We start from the raw sequence: 16,498 nt of genomic DNA on the forward strand, positions 1-16,498 counted from the left end.
ACCCCGGGGGGGGGGGGCCCTGGGGGGGCCCCGCGGCCCGGGGCCCCCGGGGCCGGGGGGGCCCCCCCCCCGGGGGGGGCGCCCGGGGGGGGGCCGGGGGGCCCCCCCCCCCGGCCCCCCCCCCGGGCCCCCCGCCCCGCCCCTCGCGGGGGCTCAGTCCTCGGCGCCCTCGGCGATGGCCAGCTGCACCTCCACCGGGTCGCGGCGCGAGATCCACAGGGCGCGGCCGGGAGCCATCGTCCGCGCCCGGATGTTGCCGAACAGCATGCCCTCCGAGGGTGGGGCGGACAGCATGATGCTGGGCGTGTTGGAGTCGATGAGCGACCGGATGACGGGGTCGCCGGAGGCCCGGCTGAAACCGCCCGCGGCGTGCACGAGAACCACGTGCAGGCCGATCTCCGCGCCCTGGCTGAGCATCGGCAGGAGCGGGGTCAGCGGGCTGGGGCCGCTTCCGGAGACCATCTCGAAGTCGTCGATGAGGACGAACAGCTCGGGACCGGTCCACCAGTCGCGCTTGCGGATGCGGTCGGGGGTGACGTCGGGCCCGGGCAGCCGCGCCTTCATGGCCTGCGCGGCGGCGGCCATCATCTCCTTGACGTTGTCGCCCGAGACCGCGTAGCCGAGCTGCATGTCCGTGGGCACGGCGTCGTAGAGCTGGCGGCGCTGGTCTGCGAGCACGACCCGGGCGGTGGTGGGGCCGTAGTGGCTGCGGATCGCGTTGGTGATGTGGCGCAGCAGCGTGGTCTTGCCCGTCTCGGTGTCGCCGACCACGAGCAGGTGCGGTGTGACGCCGAAGTCGTGCCAGAACGGCTGCATACGGCGGCTCTCCAGCCCCATGGGCACCTTGAGGCCGCCCATCTCGGTGAGCTCGGAGGCGGGCAGCTCACGGGCGTGCAGGATCGGGGGCAGGGTGCGCACCGCCGGGGCGGAGGGCCCGTCCCAGGCCGCGCGCACGCGCTCGACGAGCTCGCCCATGCCCTCGGACAGCGTGACCGAGTCGGCGTCGCCGTCGGCGCGGGGCAGGCCGGTGAGCAGGTGGTGCTTGGTGTCGGTGATGCCGCGGCCGGGCACGCGGGGCACGGTCTGCGCGGCGCGCATGTGGACCATGGAGTCCACGGGGTCGCCCATGCGCAGCTCGAAGCGGGTGCCCATGAGGTCGCGGACGGCGGTGTGGAAGTCGGCCCAGCGGGGGGAGGCGACCACGACGTGCACCCCGTAGTTGAGGCCGCGCTGCACGAGCTGGACGATGGGGCCGACCAGGTCCGCGTAGTCCTGGCGGATGGTGCCCCAGCCGTCGATGACGAAGAAGACGTCGCCGTGGGGCTGGTCGGCGAACTCCCCGGCGGCGCGGCGCCTGCGGTAGGTGCCCATGGAGTCGATGCCGTTCTCGGCGAAGAACGTCTCACGCTTGGTGAGGATCTCGTTCATCTCCATGATGGTGCGGGTGATGCGCCGCTCGTCGGTGCGCGTGACGACGCTGCCCACGTGCGGCAGGTCCTTGAGCGCGGTCAGCACGCCGCCGCCGCAGTCGATCCCGTAGAACTGGACCTGGGCGGGGGTGTTGCACACCGCCAGGGTGAGGATGAGCGTGGCCAGCATGGTGCTCTTGCCGCTCTGGGGGCCGCCCGCGATGCCGACGTGTCCGCCGGCCCCGGACAGGTCCGCCACCAGGGGCAGGCGCCTGTGCTCGAAGGGGCGGTCGATGATCCCCAGCGGCACGCGCAGGACCGTCTCCTTCCTCCAGGCCAGGCCGCCCTCGGGCAGGCGGGTGCCGACCATGGCGAGCAGCTCGTCCACGAGCGGCGGCACCTCCAGCGGGGGCAGCCACACCTCGCGTGCCGCGGGGCCGAGGTCGTCCATCCGCTCCAGCGCGGTCGCGAGGAGGGACTCGCTGCTCTCCTCCACCTGGACCTCGGGCTCCTCGGGTTCGGGAGCGGTCGTGTCCACGGGGGTGTCGGTGAAGAGCACCACCTCGCCGCCGACCGTGTTCCTGCGGGCGGCGCGGCGCTTCACGCGGTAGGGCCCGGAGACGTAGGCGGCCTTGAAGCGGGTGAGGGTCTCGGTGTCGGTCTTGAGGTAGCCGTTGCCGGGGGCCGAGGGGAGCTGGTGGGCGTCGGGGACGCCGAGCACCCCCCGGCTCTCGATGGCGGAGAAGGTGCGCAGCGCGATCCGGTAGGACAGGTGGCCCTCCAGCTGGTGCATGCGGCCCTCGTCCAGGCGCTGGGAGGCCAGCAGCAGGTGGACGCCGAGGCTGCGGCCCAGGCGGCCGATCATGACGAACAGGTCCATGAAGTCGCGGTGGGCGGCCAGCAGCTCGCTGAACTCGTCGACGACCACGAACAGCGTGGGCATCGGCTCCATGCCGGGGTTGGTCTCGCGGGCCCTCTCGTACTCCAGGGCGGAGCTGAAGTTGCCCGCGGCGCGCAGCTGCTCCTGGCGGCGGACCAGCTCGCCGTGCAGGGCGTCCTGCATGCGCTCGACCAGGATGGCCTCGTCGGCGAGGTTGGTGATGAGCGCGGAGGTGTGCTGGAGCTGGTCGAGGCCGATGAAGGTGGCGCCGCCCTTGAAGTCGACGAGCACGAAGTTGAGGGTCTCGGAGGAGTGGGTCAGGGCGAGGCCGAGCACCAGGGTGCGCAGCAGCTCGCTCTTGCCCGAGCCGGTGGCGCCGATGAGCATGCCGTGCGGGCCCATGCCGCCCAGCGCGGACTCCTTGAGGTCCAGTTCCAGCGGCGCGCCGTCGGAGTTCATGCCGATGGGCACGCGCAGCCGGTCCTTCTCGTGCAGCTCGCTCCACATGCGCTCGGTGTCGTGCCGGTGCAGGTCGGGGATGCCCAGGAGCGTGGTCAGCTCGAAGTCGGTGGTGAGGGGCTCGGTGACCTCGACGACCATGCCGATCCGGTAGGGCGAGAGCAGGCGGCCCAGGGAGGTCGCGCGGGACAGGCTCAGGGAGTCCGGACGGCCCAGCACCTCCTCGACGTCGCGGCCGCTGTGGTCGCGGGAGAGCATCACCAGGCGCTCGGGCTCCACCCGCAGGGCCAGGGTGTAGGGGTCGTCCTCGGGGGGCATCGGGTCGGCGACGTCGACGACGACGGCGTTGCGGTAGCCGCCGCCCAGCATGCGCGACCCCGGGGGGATGCGCCCGCCGTCCACGACGACGACGGTGAAGGGCTCCTCGCGGCTGGGGACCGCGGTGGGGTCGAAGCGGGGACGGTCGGCCAGGTCCGGGACGAGCTGTTCGAGGTCCATCGCGTCCGTGCACAGCAGCCGGGCCTGGCCCGCGCCGTCTCGGGCGGTGGGGTGCTGGCTGTGGGGCAGCCACTTGGTCCACGACCACAGGGCCAGGTTCTCCTCGGAGGCGCACACGGCCACGCGCAGCTCGTCGTGGGCGTGGAAGACGGTGAGCTGGCCGATCAGGGCGCGGACGAGGCCCCGGCTGGCGTCCAGGTCGCCGCGCATGGTGATGCGGGAGTACCCGCGCAGGTAGATCTGGACCGGCTGGTCCTCGACGGTGCCGTAGGCGCGGATGAAGCGGCGCAGCGCGTGGGCGCTGAGGGGTTCGAGGTCCTCCACCGGCTTGGAGGAGACCGGGGAGATGGTCATGGACAGCGCCTGCTCGCCGACGGCCATGCGCGCCTCGGCGAAGTCGTCGTCGGTCCCCCTGCGCTCCCACAGCCGGGAGGTGCGCACGATCGACCACAGGGCGTCGGGGTGGGGCGCCCGCCAGAGCATCGCGTCGCGCTGCTCGGTGACGACCCCCCGCAGGCGGGTGCGCATCTGCTTGAGGTAGCGCAAGTAGTCGCGGCGGTCGTCGTTGAGCTGGCGGCGGCGCTCCAGCAGGGTGCGCAGGTACTGGCCGCCGAGCATGACCACGGCCCCCACGAGCATCATCCCGCCCGCCAGATAGGGCATGATGCTGTTGCCCCCGCCTCCGCCCATCATGCTCCCGGGGCGGATGATCATCATCATCATCGCCAACGAGGTCATGGCCATCGGCAGGTAGGTGAACACCGAGGAGGTGTTGGCCTGCGGTTCGGGCAGCTCCGGTGGTTCCTGGAGACTGACCTCGCCCGAGGGCAGGTCCGGCCCGGGGCGCCGCGGGGGGCGGCGGACGAGGATCGTACTCACAGGACGGGGTCCTCCCTTGCAGGGAACGACGGGGAGCGGCCCGGAACGGGGCCGTAACCGGCGTCCGGAATCGGACGCCGGAAGCAGAACACTACCGTTGCCAACTAAAGTGACAGACACCAAAATTTAAAACAACACACCTCCAAAAAGGGTCGTCGGAGTGTTACCGTCACTTCGCCCCTGTCACGACCCCGCCTCATGATGGGCCCCACCGGATGAACGATGTCGCCTCCCCGGACCTGTGCCGACTGCTGATCCGCGCCCCCGAGCGCTCCTTCGAGATCGCGGCGCCCACCGAGGTCCCCCTCTCCGAGATCCTGCCCACACTCGTGCTCTACGCCGAGGGTGACAACGGCGAGGACCTGGACGAGAGCGGACTGGAGCACGACGGCTGGGTCCTCCAGCAGCTGGGCGACGAGCCCCTGGAGGAGGACGAGACCCTCCGCTCCCTGGGACTCTGCCACGGCGAGACCCTCTACCTGCGCCCCCGCCGCGACCAGCTGCCGCCGGTGCACTTCGACGACCTGACCGACGGCGTCGCGACCGGCATGGGCGAGCGCGCCGACCGGTGGCGCCCCGAGGCCACGCGCGTCCTGCTCCAGGCGCTCGGCCTGGTCGTGCTGTTCACGGGACTGGCCGTCCTGGTCAGCGGCGGCCCCGGCCTCCTGACCGCGGTCTCGGCCGCCTGCTCGTCCCTCCTCATGCTGCTGTCGGCCTGGGCGGCCTCCCGCGCCATGGGAGACCTGGCCGCCGCCACCGGCCTGGCCGCGGCGGCCACCCTGTACATGGCGGTGGCCGGCGCGTCGGTGCCCTCGGGCGACCCCGGCACCGCGCTGATCGGGGCACGGGTCCTGACGGGGGCGGTGACCGCCGCCGGGGCCAGCGTGCTCGGCCTGGCGGCCGTGGCGGGCTCCGTGCCCTTCTTCGCCGGCCTGTTCACCGCCGAGGTGCTGTGCGCGCTGGGCGCGCTGTCCCTGATGTTCATCCCCGGCGCCACGATCCCGGCCGTGGCGGCGCTGGTGGCTCTCATCGCCCTGCTGCTGGGCACGTTCGCCCCCCAGCTGGCCTTCCGCCTCTCCGGCCTGAAGCTGCCGCCGCTGCCCTCCAACCCCGACCAGCTCCAGGAGGGCATCGACCCCTTCCCCGCGCGCGGGGTCCTGGACCGCACCGCGCTGGCCGACCGGTTCCAGACCGCCCTGTACGCCTCCACCGGCGCCGTCCTGACGGTCTGCCTGGTCGTGCTCGGCGCCTCCCCCGGGTGGGTGGCGATCACGCTGTGCGTGATCGTGTCGCTGGTGATGCTGCTCCAGTCACGCGGCCTGGCCGGCGCATGGCAGCGGTCCTTCGTGGTCGCGCCGCCCTGGATCGGGCTCACCGCGCTGGTCCTGGTCGTGGTGTGGACGGCCGACCCCCTGCCCCGCACCCTCGCCATGGTGGGCCTGTTCGCGGTCTCCGCGATCCTGGCCGTGGTGTCGTGGAACCTGCCGGGCACACGGCCGCTGCCCCACTGGGGCCGGGCCGCCGAGATCATCCAGTCGCTGCTGACCGTGGCCATCGTGCCCCTGGTCCTGGCGATCTTCGGCGTGTTCTCGCTCCTGCGCGGAATCGGCGGCTGACATGCAGTCACGTCGCGACAGGGTGATGGCCCACAACTTCACCGTGGGCCGACTGGGCACGGCCATGCTGGAGGGCGACCCCGACGCGGTCGACGCCCCCATGCGCCGCACCCGTACCGGCACCTACATCGGCGTCGCCATCGGCGTGGTGCTGTGCATCGGCTTCCTCGTGTTCGGCCTCATCTTCCCCGGAGGCGCGACCAGCTGGCGCCAGGAGGGACGGCTGATCGTGGACCGCGACACCGGGGCCTCCTACATGTACTCGGCCGGGGTGCTGCGCCCCGTCGCCAACGGCGCCTCCGCCCGCCTGGTCCAGGGCGCCGACGCCGCCGTGAGCCTGGTCTCGGCCAGGTCCCTGGAGGGCGTTCCCGTGGGCGGCCCCGTCGGCATCGCCGCCGCGCCCGACTCCCTCCCCACCGAAGCGGGTCTGGAGGACGCGGTCTGGCGGGTGTGCGCGCTGCCGCCCGAGGGCGAGGAGGCCGAGCAGGGCCGCACCGCCCTGGTGGTCGGCGACGCCCCGGCGCCCGCCCCGCCCTCCGCCGAGCAGGCGGTCCTGGTCGCCGGGCCGGACGGGATCCCGCAGCTGCTGTGGAACGGCACCCGCCTGCGCCTGGACGAGGAGGCCGGCGCCGTCCAGGCCCTCGGCTACGGGACGAGCAGCGCCCTGCCCGTCACCTCGGCGTTCCTCAACACCGTGCCCACCGGCCCGGACCTGACCGCGATCGACGTCCCGGGCGCCGGAGACGACGGGGGCGAACTGGCGGGCGAGCCCCGGCTCGTCGGGCAGGTGTTCGCGGTGTCCACCCCCGGCCAGGGGGACCAGCACTACCTGCTCACCCGGGACGGCCTGGTGCCGCTCTCCGTGACGCAGGCACTGCTGGTGCTGGCCGACCCGGACATCTCCGGCGCCGCCTACCCCGACGCCCCCGCCGAGGCCCTGCCCCTGCCCGCGGGCGAGGCGCACACCCGGCTCTCCGACGGCCCGGCCCCGCGCGAGGAGCGCCACCCCGGCGCCCCGCCGGAGCTGGTGGGGCTCGGTGCGGGAGTGCCGTGCCTGCGGCTGGCCGCCGACGGCTCCCTGTCCTTGACCATGGACGACCCCGCCGGGGTCGAGGCGTGGCCGGTGCAGGAGCGGCCCGGGATCGCCCCTGGTTGCCCGACCCCCGACCTGGTGGGCATCGCCTCCGGCCGGGGCACGGTCGCCGCCGCCCAGACCGTGGGCGGCGGCGGTGCCGCCACCACCCACTACCTCGTCACCGACAGCGCGGCCAAGTACCCGGTGGTCGACGAGACCGCCCTGACCGCTCTCGGGTACGAGACGGCCCAGGCCGTTCCCGTCCCGACCTCCCTCCTGAGGCTGCTGCCCTCCGGTCCGGTACTCGACCCGGAGGCGGCCGCCCTCCCCCTGGCGTCCTCGTCGATGGTCGAGGACGCCGGATGCCCCTGATGGAACGACCCGAGGAGAGCCCGTGAACCAGAGGACAAGGACTACAGACGAGGCCGAGCGCATCGCCCAGGAGGCGATGACCGAGGCCCACAGCCAGTGCAACACCATCTACACCAACGTGGACAACACGCGTGACAAGCTGCGCATGTCCTGGCAGGGCGCGGCCTCCAACAAGTACAGCGAGGCGGTCGTCGGCTGGTTGGAGGAGCTGCGGCTCATCACCAACGACATGAACCGGATGATCGGCACCTTCGGCGGCACCGTCCACGCCATGCACGCCACGGAGGACGCGGCCGTCATCACCGGTTCGCAGTGGATGAACGAGCTCAACCCGAACCAGCCCGGCTGAGGCCGGCCAACCGCTCCCACACGCACGAGTCCCCCTCCGGAAGGCGAGACCATGACCATCAACGGTTTCGACGTCAGCTACGCCTACGTCGACGAGGCCACCAACGAGCTGCGCACCCAGACGCAAGCCGTGCAGAACCAGATCGAAGGGCTCGACGCCCAGATGCAGACGGTCAAGGCGGAGCTGGACGGCGCCATGGCCACGGAGTACGACCGCAAGGTCGCGTCCTGGCGAGCCAACGTCGCCGACATGCAGGTTCTGCTGAACAAGGCCGAGACCGCCCTGAACGAGATCCGCAACAACTACTCCTCCACCGACGGGCGCGAGGCCATGAACTGGCAAGCGCTCCTGTAGTCCACTTCCCTCCCCGGGGCGGGCGGCCCACCACTCCCCTCGGGCGCCCGCCCCACCCCCATCCCCCACCCCCGACAACCCGACGAACGACCGCCCTGTGGGCGGTGAGGAGGTCCTGACGTGGAGCCCCCCCTCTTCGACTTCCGTGCTGCCCTCTCCGGAGAGGAGCCGGACCCGACCGAGGCCGAGGAGGCCACCCTCCTCCAGGAACAGAACACCACCACGAACCGGTCGGAATCCGCCCCGATCAGCGTGGACCTGACCAGCGGTCTGCTTCTGCTGAGGCACGCCGGCTCCTCTGTCGAGGTGGACACCTCCACCCAGGAGGCCGTGCTCGACCCCGGCGACTCCAGGGTGAACATCGGCGACGACGGCGTGGTGCTGCTCGGCGCGCAGCGGGCAGGGGACACCGCCTCCCCGCACGTGTTCCCCGGTCAGGACACCGAGCACGTCGTCGCCGTGTCCGCCCCCGCGGGGGACGTCTCCGGCGACACGCTCCACGCGGAGAGCCAGTTCACACCGGTGATGCAGGGGGCCCCGGCCCTCCCCCTCGAACCGACGATCGCCTCCGTCGGGGTGCCCGCCAACGCGGAACCCGTCCCCGAGGGGGAGACGACCGCCCCTGAGCCCACCGTTCTCGCGGAGCCCTTCCAGCGGGCGGAGGCGACGGAGGCGCTGGCTCCGATGGAGTCCCAGTCCTTCGAGGCGATGACCCCGCAGCTGCCCGCGGAGCCGCTTCAGGAAGCCGTCGCCCCCCTCAGCGGCGTCCCCCTGGAGACCCGCTCCGAGGTGGAGCGGGGGGAGCTGTACGAGTCGGAACGGGACCCGGCCGGGGAACCGATCACCGGTGTGGAGCCCATCTCCGCCGACGCCGACGACCCCGCCTTCGGTGAGAACGACTCCGAGATCCCCGGGGCTCCGGTCGTGACCCTGGACCCCGAGACGGCCGTCACCACCGTCGAGGCGGGCGAGCTGAAGTTCGTCCTGGACCCGGACACCAACACGATCAGCATCGAGCCCGGCGACCGGAACGTGCCCCTCGACCCCGAGGCGGCGCCGCTCACGGTCGAGACCGGGAACCTGGGCCTGACCATCGACCCGGCCGAGGGCACCGTCGAGATCGAGACCTCCCGCACGGGCGAGGACGGGGAGTCGCTGCCGACCACGATCGAGGTCGGCGACCTGAAGCTCACCCTCGACCCCGAGACCGGCGAGGTGACCTTCGACCCCGGTGACGGGAGGGTGGAGGTCGACCCCGAGACCGGCCTGATCACCATCTCCGAGAAGGACGAGGACGAAGAGGGCGAAGAGGGGGAGGACCGTCCCGGCGGGGAGGACCGTCCCGGCGGGGAGGAGACCCCCGGCGGGGACCGTCCCGGCGGCGACGAGAGCAGTGACGACTCCGACCGGCCGGGCGGGGACGGGCCCGGGCGAGACGACGAGGGGGAAGACCGCCCCGGCGGCGACCGGCCCGGGCGAGACGAAGAAGGCGAGGACCGCCCCGGCGGCGAGGACTCCCCCGGCAACGACCGCCCTGGCGGCGACGGACCCGGCGAGCAGGAGGTCCCCGGTCACGACCGGCCGGGAGGCGAGGACCGGCCCGGCGGCGACGGACCGGAGCGAGACGAAACCCCCGAGCACGTGGGGAGCAACCGCCCCGGTGCGACCGACCCGGGCAGCGGATCCCCCGGCGTTCCCGTTGGCGGCACCACGCCTCCGGTCACGTCAGAGCGCCCCGGCGGGGAGCAGGACTCCTCCGGTGACGAACAGGAGGCAGGCGACGGCCCCGGAGAGGAGCCTGTGCCCCTGGAGCCGGTCCAGGTGACCGAACCCCCCGTCATGGAGACGGGCGACACCCCAGGCGAGCCGGAGGACACCCCCGGCGAGAATGTGAGCCGCCTGGAGCCGGGGCCGGAGCCGGGGACCGAGACACCCGGTGACCCCGGTGAGGGGGAAGACCTGGAGTCGGGCCAGGGAACGGTGCCGACGGAACCGGCGCACATCACCGAGCCCACCGTCGTCACCACCGAAAGGCCCGAGGAGGACACCGAAGGCGAGGGCAGCGGGAACAGCGCCGGGGACGAGGAAGAGGAAGAGGAAGAGGAAGAACAGCCCGGGGACGAAGAGGAAAACCCCGACGACGAAGAGTCCCAGGACGAAGACGAGGAGGAGGACGAGGACGAAGAGGAGGAAGAGGAGGAAGAGGAGGAGGACGAAGAAGAGGGAGAAGGCGAAGGCGAGGGCGAAGGAGAAGGCGAAGGCGAGGGCGAAGGAGAAGGCGAAGGCGAGGACGAAGAAGAGGGAGAAGGCGAGGGCGAGGGAGAGGGAGAAGGAGACACCGGCGGGACCAATGACACCAGAGGCGACAACGGTGACAAGGGCACCAAGATCGACCTCCAACGGATCAAGGACTTCCGCTCCCAGATCGTGTCCCCCCTCCAGGACGAGATCGCCTATCTGGTCACCGACTTCTCCGTGTACGGAGGCGAAGGCAGTTACCAGAGACTCGGGAACCCCTCCATCCTCACGGAGGCCGGAACCCTCGGCTCGAAGATCGACTCCTCGCTGAACAGCATCTACCAGTTCCTCGACGGCTTGCAGACGGAGCTGATCCAGATCGAGGACAGGCTCTCGGAGAACCTCATCGTCTTCGCCGACCTCGAGGACGAGCAGAGCCTCACCGCCCAGGAGATCTTCAACCTGATGTACCCGAGCCAGAGCGGTTCGGGTGGTGGCGGCGGCGGTGGCGGCGGTGGCGGCGGTGGCGGCGGTGGCGGCGGAAACAACCAGGACACGGACGAGGACAGTAGCGAGGCCTAGCCCCGAGGCGCGATCCATAGAAGGAGGGGAACATGCCGCCGGAAAGAGAACTGGAAGACCTTCCGGACCAGCCGCTGCACGAGCTCATGAACATCTTCGCCGACAGCGACGAAGGGGGCTCCTATCCGCCGATGGTCGGCATCGACACGGTCACCAAGGACCCCTGGGTCGCCGACGGGCGCTACCACTTCCACGAGAACACCAACCCCTTCACCGGTTTCTCGTGGAATTACGGCGGCCACGAGATGGACCGCTGGTGGAGCTACCGGGACTACTACACGGCCTACATGTCGACGCCCAGCGGTTACGGCTACTCCTACGAGACCTACGGCATCGACTACGCGGGCTACACGATGCAGAGGCACCTGTGGGGTGAGAAGACCAAGAGCGACGACCAGGAGGGCAAGGACCACACCGCAACACCCCCGCAGGACACGTTCCGCCAGCAGCTGAGCAACCTGGCCCACGTCGCCGACTACGAGGCGAACAAGCTGGTGTCCACCAGCTGGGACCTCAGGCGGCTGCAGAACACCATCGACGACCTGAACAACCTGCGCGACAAGCTGGCCCCCTACATCGACGGGGAGGGGGGCGGCAGCCTGAACAAGCTCTGGAAGGAGATCGACACCCCCGACGGGCCCATGCAGGGCTCGGCCGCGGCGGCGTACCAGTACCGCCTCAAGGACCTGGCGTACCGGATGACCGTGGTCTACGACAAGATCCCCGACTACACGAAGCAGCTGGGGGATCTCAGGGAGAGCCTGAAGCCCGGTACCAGCGGGCTCGCCAAGGCGGTACGCGAAGCCCTCGAAGGCACGGGCGGCACCGTCCAGGGCGTCCTCGACACCTGGTACTTCCACACCTCCGCGGGGACGGAGACGTTCAACCCGGAGCGGGACCAGTTCCAGGTCCTGATCAACAACGGGCCGCCCGGCGGGGAGCCGGTGATGGGGATCCCCGGTGACCAGGCCACCCAGGACAACATCAACAACACGCTGTACCAGAGGTTCCGGGATCACTACAAGGGGGTCTACGAGACCGTCAACGACCTGCGCGACAACATGGCGCTCTACTACAAGAGCGTCAACGACGTCCTGCCGCGCATCGAGGTTCCCACCTCGCTCCCGACGGAGACGCCGACGGGTCCCGGCCCCGGCCCCGGTCCCGGTGGCGGAGGCGGCCCCGAGAACCCGTTCGGTGACTGGGAGATCGACAACCCGTTCGACGACTGGGAGATCGACAACCCCTTCGGCGACTGGGACGAGGAGGACATTCCGGGCCCGCCGCCTCCCCCGCCGCCACCGCCGCCGCCTCCCCCGCAGCTCCCGTACAACGGCCCCGGAACCGGCGGCGACGGCCCCGGGAACAACGAGATCCTGCCCCCGCCCCCGCCGCCACCGAACGACCTCGGCCTCAACGGCCCCGGCCAGGGCGGCCCCGAGGGTCTCGGCGGCCCGCCGCCGTTCACACCGGACCTCGGCCTCAACGGCCCCGGCAACGGCGGACCCGAGGGGATCGGCGGTCCCGGCAACGGCGGACCCGTCACGCTGCCCCCGCCTCCTCCGAACCTCGGACTCAACGGCCCCGGTTTCGGCCAGGGGGGCGACAACGGTTCCCTCATGCCTCCGCCCCCGCCGCCACCGAACGACCTCGGCCTCAACGGCCCCGGCCAGGGCGGCGGCAACGACCCCGGCATGAACGGGCCCTTCATCCCACCGCCACCGCCCCCGAACCTCGGACTCAACGGCCCGGGAAGCGGCCGCGGCGGCCCGGCGGGCTACAACGGCTCCCTGGAGCGCGATCCGGCGACAGGGCTCCCGCTCAACCCCGAGACCGGCGAGCCCTACCCCATCGACCCCGAGAGCGGCCTGCCCTTCAACCCCGACACCGGCCTGCCCATCAACTTCGATCCCCAGACCGGGCAGGTCCTGCCCATCGACCCCGTCACCGGAGAACCGCTCCCCATCGGGGAGACCGGCAGCTCCCTGGAGTTCGACCCGGCGACAGGGCTCCCGCTCAACCCCGAGACCGGCGAGCCCTACCCCATCGACCCCGAGACCGGTCGGCCCTTCAACCCCGACACCGGCCTGCCCATCAACTTCGTCCCCCAGACCGGGCAGGTCCTGCCCGTCGACCCCATCACCGGGGAACCGCTGCCCGTCGACCCCGTCACCGGACAGCCGCTCCCCATCGGGGAGACCGGCAGCTCCCTGGAGTTCGACCCGGCGACAGGGCTCCCGCTCAACCCCGAGACCGGCGAGCCCTTCCCCGTCGACCCCGGAACCGGCCTGCCGTACAACCCCGACACCGGCCTGCCCATCAACTACGACTCCGAGACCGGGCAGGTCCTGCCCATCGACACCGTCACCGGACAACCCGTCGGCATCGACCCGTCGACCGGGCTGCCGACCGACTACGACTTCAACGTGCCCGCTCCCCCGCCCGACCTCGGGCTCAACGGCCCCGGCACCTCCAACGGCGACGACTACGTGCTGCAGCCGCCACCGCCGCCGGCGGACCTGGGGCTCAACGGCCCCGGGACCGGGGCGGACGTACCGATCAACCCGGTCACCGGCGAGCCCTACGTCATCGACCCCCTCACCGGCCAGCCCTACCCGATCGACCCCGAGACCGGGGAGCCGATCACGGACAGCGGCGGCATCCCGGAAGGACCGATCCCGGACATCCTGCCGCCGCCGCTGTCGCCCGACGACATCGGCCTCAACTACGGCGGTCTCGAACCCAGCCCCTACTCCAGCGACGGCCCGGGCTCGTCGGACAGCTCCGACCGCTCCTCGCTGTTCGCCAACCCCGACGGCACGCAGTACACGGCGGGCGGCCCCAACGGGGCCTCCGGCGGCCAGGGCAACCCGGGCGGCCTCGGCGGGCTCGGCGGCGCGGGAGGGCTGAACGGCCAGCCCGGCGCCGGTGGCGCGGGGGCCGGCGCCGCCGGCATGGGCGGCATGGGCGGCATGGGCGGCATGCCGATGATGCCCCCCATGATGGGCGGCGGCATGGGTGGCGGTGGCGGTGACAACAACCGCGACCGGCAGCGTTCCACCTGGCTCTCCGAGGACGAGAAGGTCTGGGGCACCACGGCCGACGCGCAGAGATCCGCACTGGGACGCCCCGTCCCCGGCCAGAACAAGAAGGGAGCATCCCGGCATGAGTTCACAGATGCAACGCCAGATGGAAGAGGAACTGGCACAGCTTCACAAGACGATGGGCCGACTGGCGGACGCAAGCGCAAACCTGGAGGCGGCAACCGAAGAGGTCGTGGCGAAGAACAGACTCGTGGGCGCGAAGGTGGACGCGACGGGGGAACTGGTTGAGCTGAAGTTCCACACCCAGGCCTACCGGGACATGGCCCCCACCGAGCTGGCCGCCGCCATCACCGAGGTGGTCAACAAGGCGCGGAGTCAGATGGCCGAGCGTGTCACGGAGGCCTACAGCCCCTTCATGCCGGACGTGGCGGGCGCCCAGGAGATCATGAACGGCGAACTCGACCCGCTCAAGCTGCTCGACCGCCTGGGTATCCCCTCCGACGACCCGCGACAGTAGGCGCCCCGCACCGCACCCGCGGCTGAGAACCGAGAAGAGGAGACGGATATGACGGACCGCGACGACGGCTTCTTCGCCGACCTCGACGGCATGGCCAGGAACAGCTGGAGCGTCAACGACGCGGCCGAGTACGCCCGTGACACCCAGCAGTGGCTGAACAGCTCGCTGGCCGCCCTGGAGGACCCCACGATCTGGGGCAAGGGCGACAAGTTCGCCAACGACATGGACAAGTCCCTGGGGCTGCTCAGGACCTCCATCGAGGAGTACATGGGCTTCGTGGTCATCGCGGCGGAGGACACGAGCGCCATCCTCGGCGGCACCAAGGAGACCTTCAACCGCTCGGAAGAGGACAATGTGAACCGCGTCCCGGACGTCAACACCCCGGGCGGGCCCGGAGGACGCCGGTGACCCCCGCTCCCACCCCCACCTCCCCGGGCGGCCGTTCCCGCGGCCGCCCGGGCCCCCCGAGAAGGAGTTCCGATGTCTGAGAGTGCGCAGGCGCGCGGCGCGGCGGAGGGCCGTCCCACACCGGCGTCCGAGTTCCGGACGGCGCTCTCCGGTGGAGCCGACGGCACGGTCTCCGGCGGGGCCCCGGGCTCCGCGGCACACATCGCGCCCGCTCCCCCGCACGGGGCCGCCGAGGGAGCGGGGACGGCCGAGGCCGTTCCCGGCCCCCGGATCACCGGTGCCCTGCACGAACCGGCCGCCCCCCAGGCCCCGGAGGTGGCCCTGGACCGTCCGGGCAAGCCCGCCCTGGCGGGCGCCGCCATTGCGGGCCTGCTCCTGGTCGCCGCCCCCTTCGCCATGACGGCGGGGGTGCCCGGGGTGACCCTGGAGGCGACGCCGCTCGCCTCGGACGCCGGCGGCGCCGGCGGCCCGTCCTCGGGCACCGCCGAGGCGGGCGCCTCGGGCGGCGGCGAGTCCGGGGCCGTCGCCGCTCCGGCGGACACGGGCGCCGCGACCGTGCCCCAACAGGGCGCCGCGCCCCAGGAGACCGGTTACGTCCCCGAGGTGAGCGGGGACGGGGCCGCGACCCCGACGATGCCCGACCCGGGCGCCGGTGCCACCGGCGGGGAGAACCCCGTGGAGGCCGCCCCGGCCGCACAGGAGAACCCGGACGCGCCCGCCGCCGAGGTCGGGAACGGTCCGGGGGAGACGGCCGCCGCCGGGCAGCCGGGGGCCGGGGACACCGCGGCCGCCGGGGAGTCGGGCACCGAGGACGGAGCCACGGCGGCCGCCCCCTCCTCCGGGGAGGAGGCCGCGGCCGGAGAGGACACGGCGGCCGGAGGCGACGAGGGCGCCGGGACCTCCGGGGAGGGTGAGACCGAAGGGGCGGCCGGAGAAGGCGCCGCGAACGGCGACACCGGCACCGGGGACACCGGGAACGGCCCCGCCACGGAGCAGATGAACGCCCCCCTCGCCGACACCACCGCTTCCGGCGACACCGCCCGGGAGGGCGGGGCCGCCGGAAGCGGCGACACCGCGGACGGCGGGTCGGCGTCCGCCGACGCCCCGGTCGCCGACCCGCCGCCCTCGGAGGGCGGCGGCTCCGTCCTGGAGAACTCCGTCGCGATGACGGGGGGTTCGGAACCGGAGCCCTTCCTCGCCGTCGCGGGGCCCGGCTGCCAGGACTCCCCCGGTTCCTCCTACGCGAACGAGGGACGCTGGGACAGCGCCGAGGGCACCGCCAGCTGGGCCACCCGGCCCGGCGGGTACGCTCAGGAGGGCTGCGACGGCGGCTACGAGGCGCTTCCCGTCTCGGGCGACCCGGAGCAGGGCAACGGCCAGTACGCCACCTGGACGTTCACCCCCGGGGAGGCAGGGGTCGCGTGCGAGCTCTACGTCCATGTGCCCGACGACGAGAGCCCGCTGTGGATCTCCCCCGGGGAGGCCCGCTACCAGCTCTTCTCCGGCCCCTCGGCCGAGGGGTCGCCCGTGGCGGTCTTCGGGATCGACCAGGCGGGGATCCGGGGCGGCTGGGTCCAGGTGACCGGGTTCACCTCTCCCACGGAGGAGTTCACCGTCAAGCTCACCAACGCGGGGGCCGACGCCCTCGCGGACCAGGAGCACGCCAGCTCGCACGTGGCCGCCTCGGCCGTGCGGGCGTCCTGCTCCTGACCAGCCCCCGGCGGGGCGGGCCCCGCCCCCCCCCCCCCCCCCCCCCCCCCCCCCGGGCCGGGGGCCCGCCGGGGGGGGGGGGGGGCGCGCCCCCCCCCCCCCCGGGGG

General features: G+C 72.5%; 10 protein-coding genes. 9 read left to right on the forward strand and 1 reads right to left on the reverse strand.

The annotated features are described in order from the left end of the window. Nucleotides 1–153: 153 nt before the first annotated feature. Nucleotides 154–4,125: a type VII secretion protein EccCa gene (eccCa, locus tag ACIRPH_RS01865; protein WP_402908131.1), complete on the reverse strand. Its 3,972-nt coding sequence runs from the start codon at nt 4,123–4,125 to the stop codon at nt 154–156. Nucleotides 4,126–4,340: 215 nt separating this feature from the next. Between eccCa and eccD the strand changes: the two genes are divergently transcribed. The 9 genes from eccD to ACIRPH_RS01910 all read left to right on the forward strand — a co-directional run bounded on the left by eccD (nt 4,341) and on the right by ACIRPH_RS01910 (nt 16,390). Further along, nucleotides 4,341–5,741, forward strand: a complete 1,401-nt coding sequence (gene eccD, locus ACIRPH_RS01870) for a type VII secretion integral membrane protein EccD (RefSeq protein WP_402908133.1) — start codon at nt 4,341–4,343, stop codon at nt 5,739–5,741. A 1-nt stretch (nt 5,742) separates the two neighbouring features. After that, complete coding sequence (gene eccB, locus ACIRPH_RS01875) at nt 5,743–7,188, forward strand: type VII secretion protein EccB (RefSeq protein WP_402908135.1); 1,446 nt, start codon at nt 5,743–5,745, stop codon at nt 7,186–7,188. A gap of 22 nt (nt 7,189–7,210) precedes the next feature. Next, a complete protein-coding gene (locus ACIRPH_RS01880) occupies nt 7,211–7,537 on the forward strand; it encodes a hypothetical protein (RefSeq protein ID WP_402908137.1) in 327 nt (108 codons plus the stop codon). 51 nt (nt 7,538–7,588) lie between these two features. Further along, nucleotides 7,589–7,891, forward strand: coding sequence for a WXG100 family type VII secretion target (locus tag ACIRPH_RS01885; RefSeq protein WP_402908139.1), 303 nt, complete (start codon nt 7,589–7,591; stop codon nt 7,889–7,891). Between the two features lie 120 nt (nt 7,892–8,011). After that, complete coding sequence (locus ACIRPH_RS01890) at nt 8,012–10,711, forward strand: AAA family ATPase (RefSeq protein ID WP_402908141.1); 2,700 nt, start codon at nt 8,012–8,014, stop codon at nt 10,709–10,711. 32 nt (nt 10,712–10,743) lie between these two features. Further along, complete coding sequence (locus tag ACIRPH_RS01895) at nt 10,744–14,043, forward strand: hypothetical protein (protein ID WP_402908143.1); 3,300 nt, start codon at nt 10,744–10,746, stop codon at nt 14,041–14,043. Then, a complete protein-coding gene (locus ACIRPH_RS01900; protein ID WP_402908145.1) occupies nt 13,934–14,272 on the forward strand; it encodes a YbaB/EbfC family nucleoid-associated protein in 339 nt (112 codons plus the stop codon). Before ACIRPH_RS01895 ends, ACIRPH_RS01900 begins: the two co-directional genes overlap by 110 nt. Before the next feature lie 48 nt (nt 14,273–14,320). Continuing rightward, nucleotides 14,321–14,680: a hypothetical protein gene (locus ACIRPH_RS01905; RefSeq protein ID WP_402908147.1), complete on the forward strand. Its 360-nt coding sequence runs from the start codon at nt 14,321–14,323 to the stop codon at nt 14,678–14,680. 72 nt (nt 14,681–14,752) lie between these two features. Next, nucleotides 14,753–16,390: a hypothetical protein gene (locus ACIRPH_RS01910; RefSeq protein ID WP_402908149.1), complete on the forward strand. Its 1,638-nt coding sequence runs from the start codon at nt 14,753–14,755 to the stop codon at nt 16,388–16,390. Nucleotides 16,391–16,498: the final 108 nt, after the last annotated feature.

It is taken from the genome of Nocardiopsis sp. NPDC101807, from assembly GCF_044766605.1.
In the GTDB taxonomy this organism is placed as follows: domain Bacteria; phylum Actinomycetota; class Actinomycetes; order Streptosporangiales; family Streptosporangiaceae; genus Nocardiopsis; species Nocardiopsis tropica.

Coding starts and splice junctions, on each gene's coding strand:
- eccD (WP_402908133.1), top strand. CDS start 4,341: ATGAACGATGTCGCCTCCCCGGACCTGTGCCGACTGCTGATCCGCGCC.
- eccB (WP_402908135.1), top strand. CDS start 5,743: ATGCAGTCACGTCGCGACAGGGTGATGGCCCACAACTTCACCGTGGGC.
- ACIRPH_RS01885 (WP_402908139.1), top strand. CDS start 7,589: ATGACCATCAACGGTTTCGACGTCAGCTACGCCTACGTCGACGAGGCC.
- ACIRPH_RS01895 (WP_402908143.1), top strand. CDS start 10,744: ATGCCGCCGGAAAGAGAACTGGAAGACCTTCCGGACCAGCCGCTGCAC.
- ACIRPH_RS01900 (WP_402908145.1), top strand. CDS start 13,934: ATGGGCCGACTGGCGGACGCAAGCGCAAACCTGGAGGCGGCAACCGAA.
- ACIRPH_RS01905 (WP_402908147.1), top strand. CDS start 14,321: ATGACGGACCGCGACGACGGCTTCTTCGCCGACCTCGACGGCATGGCC.
- ACIRPH_RS01910 (WP_402908149.1), top strand. CDS start 14,753: ATGTCTGAGAGTGCGCAGGCGCGCGGCGCGGCGGAGGGCCGTCCCACA.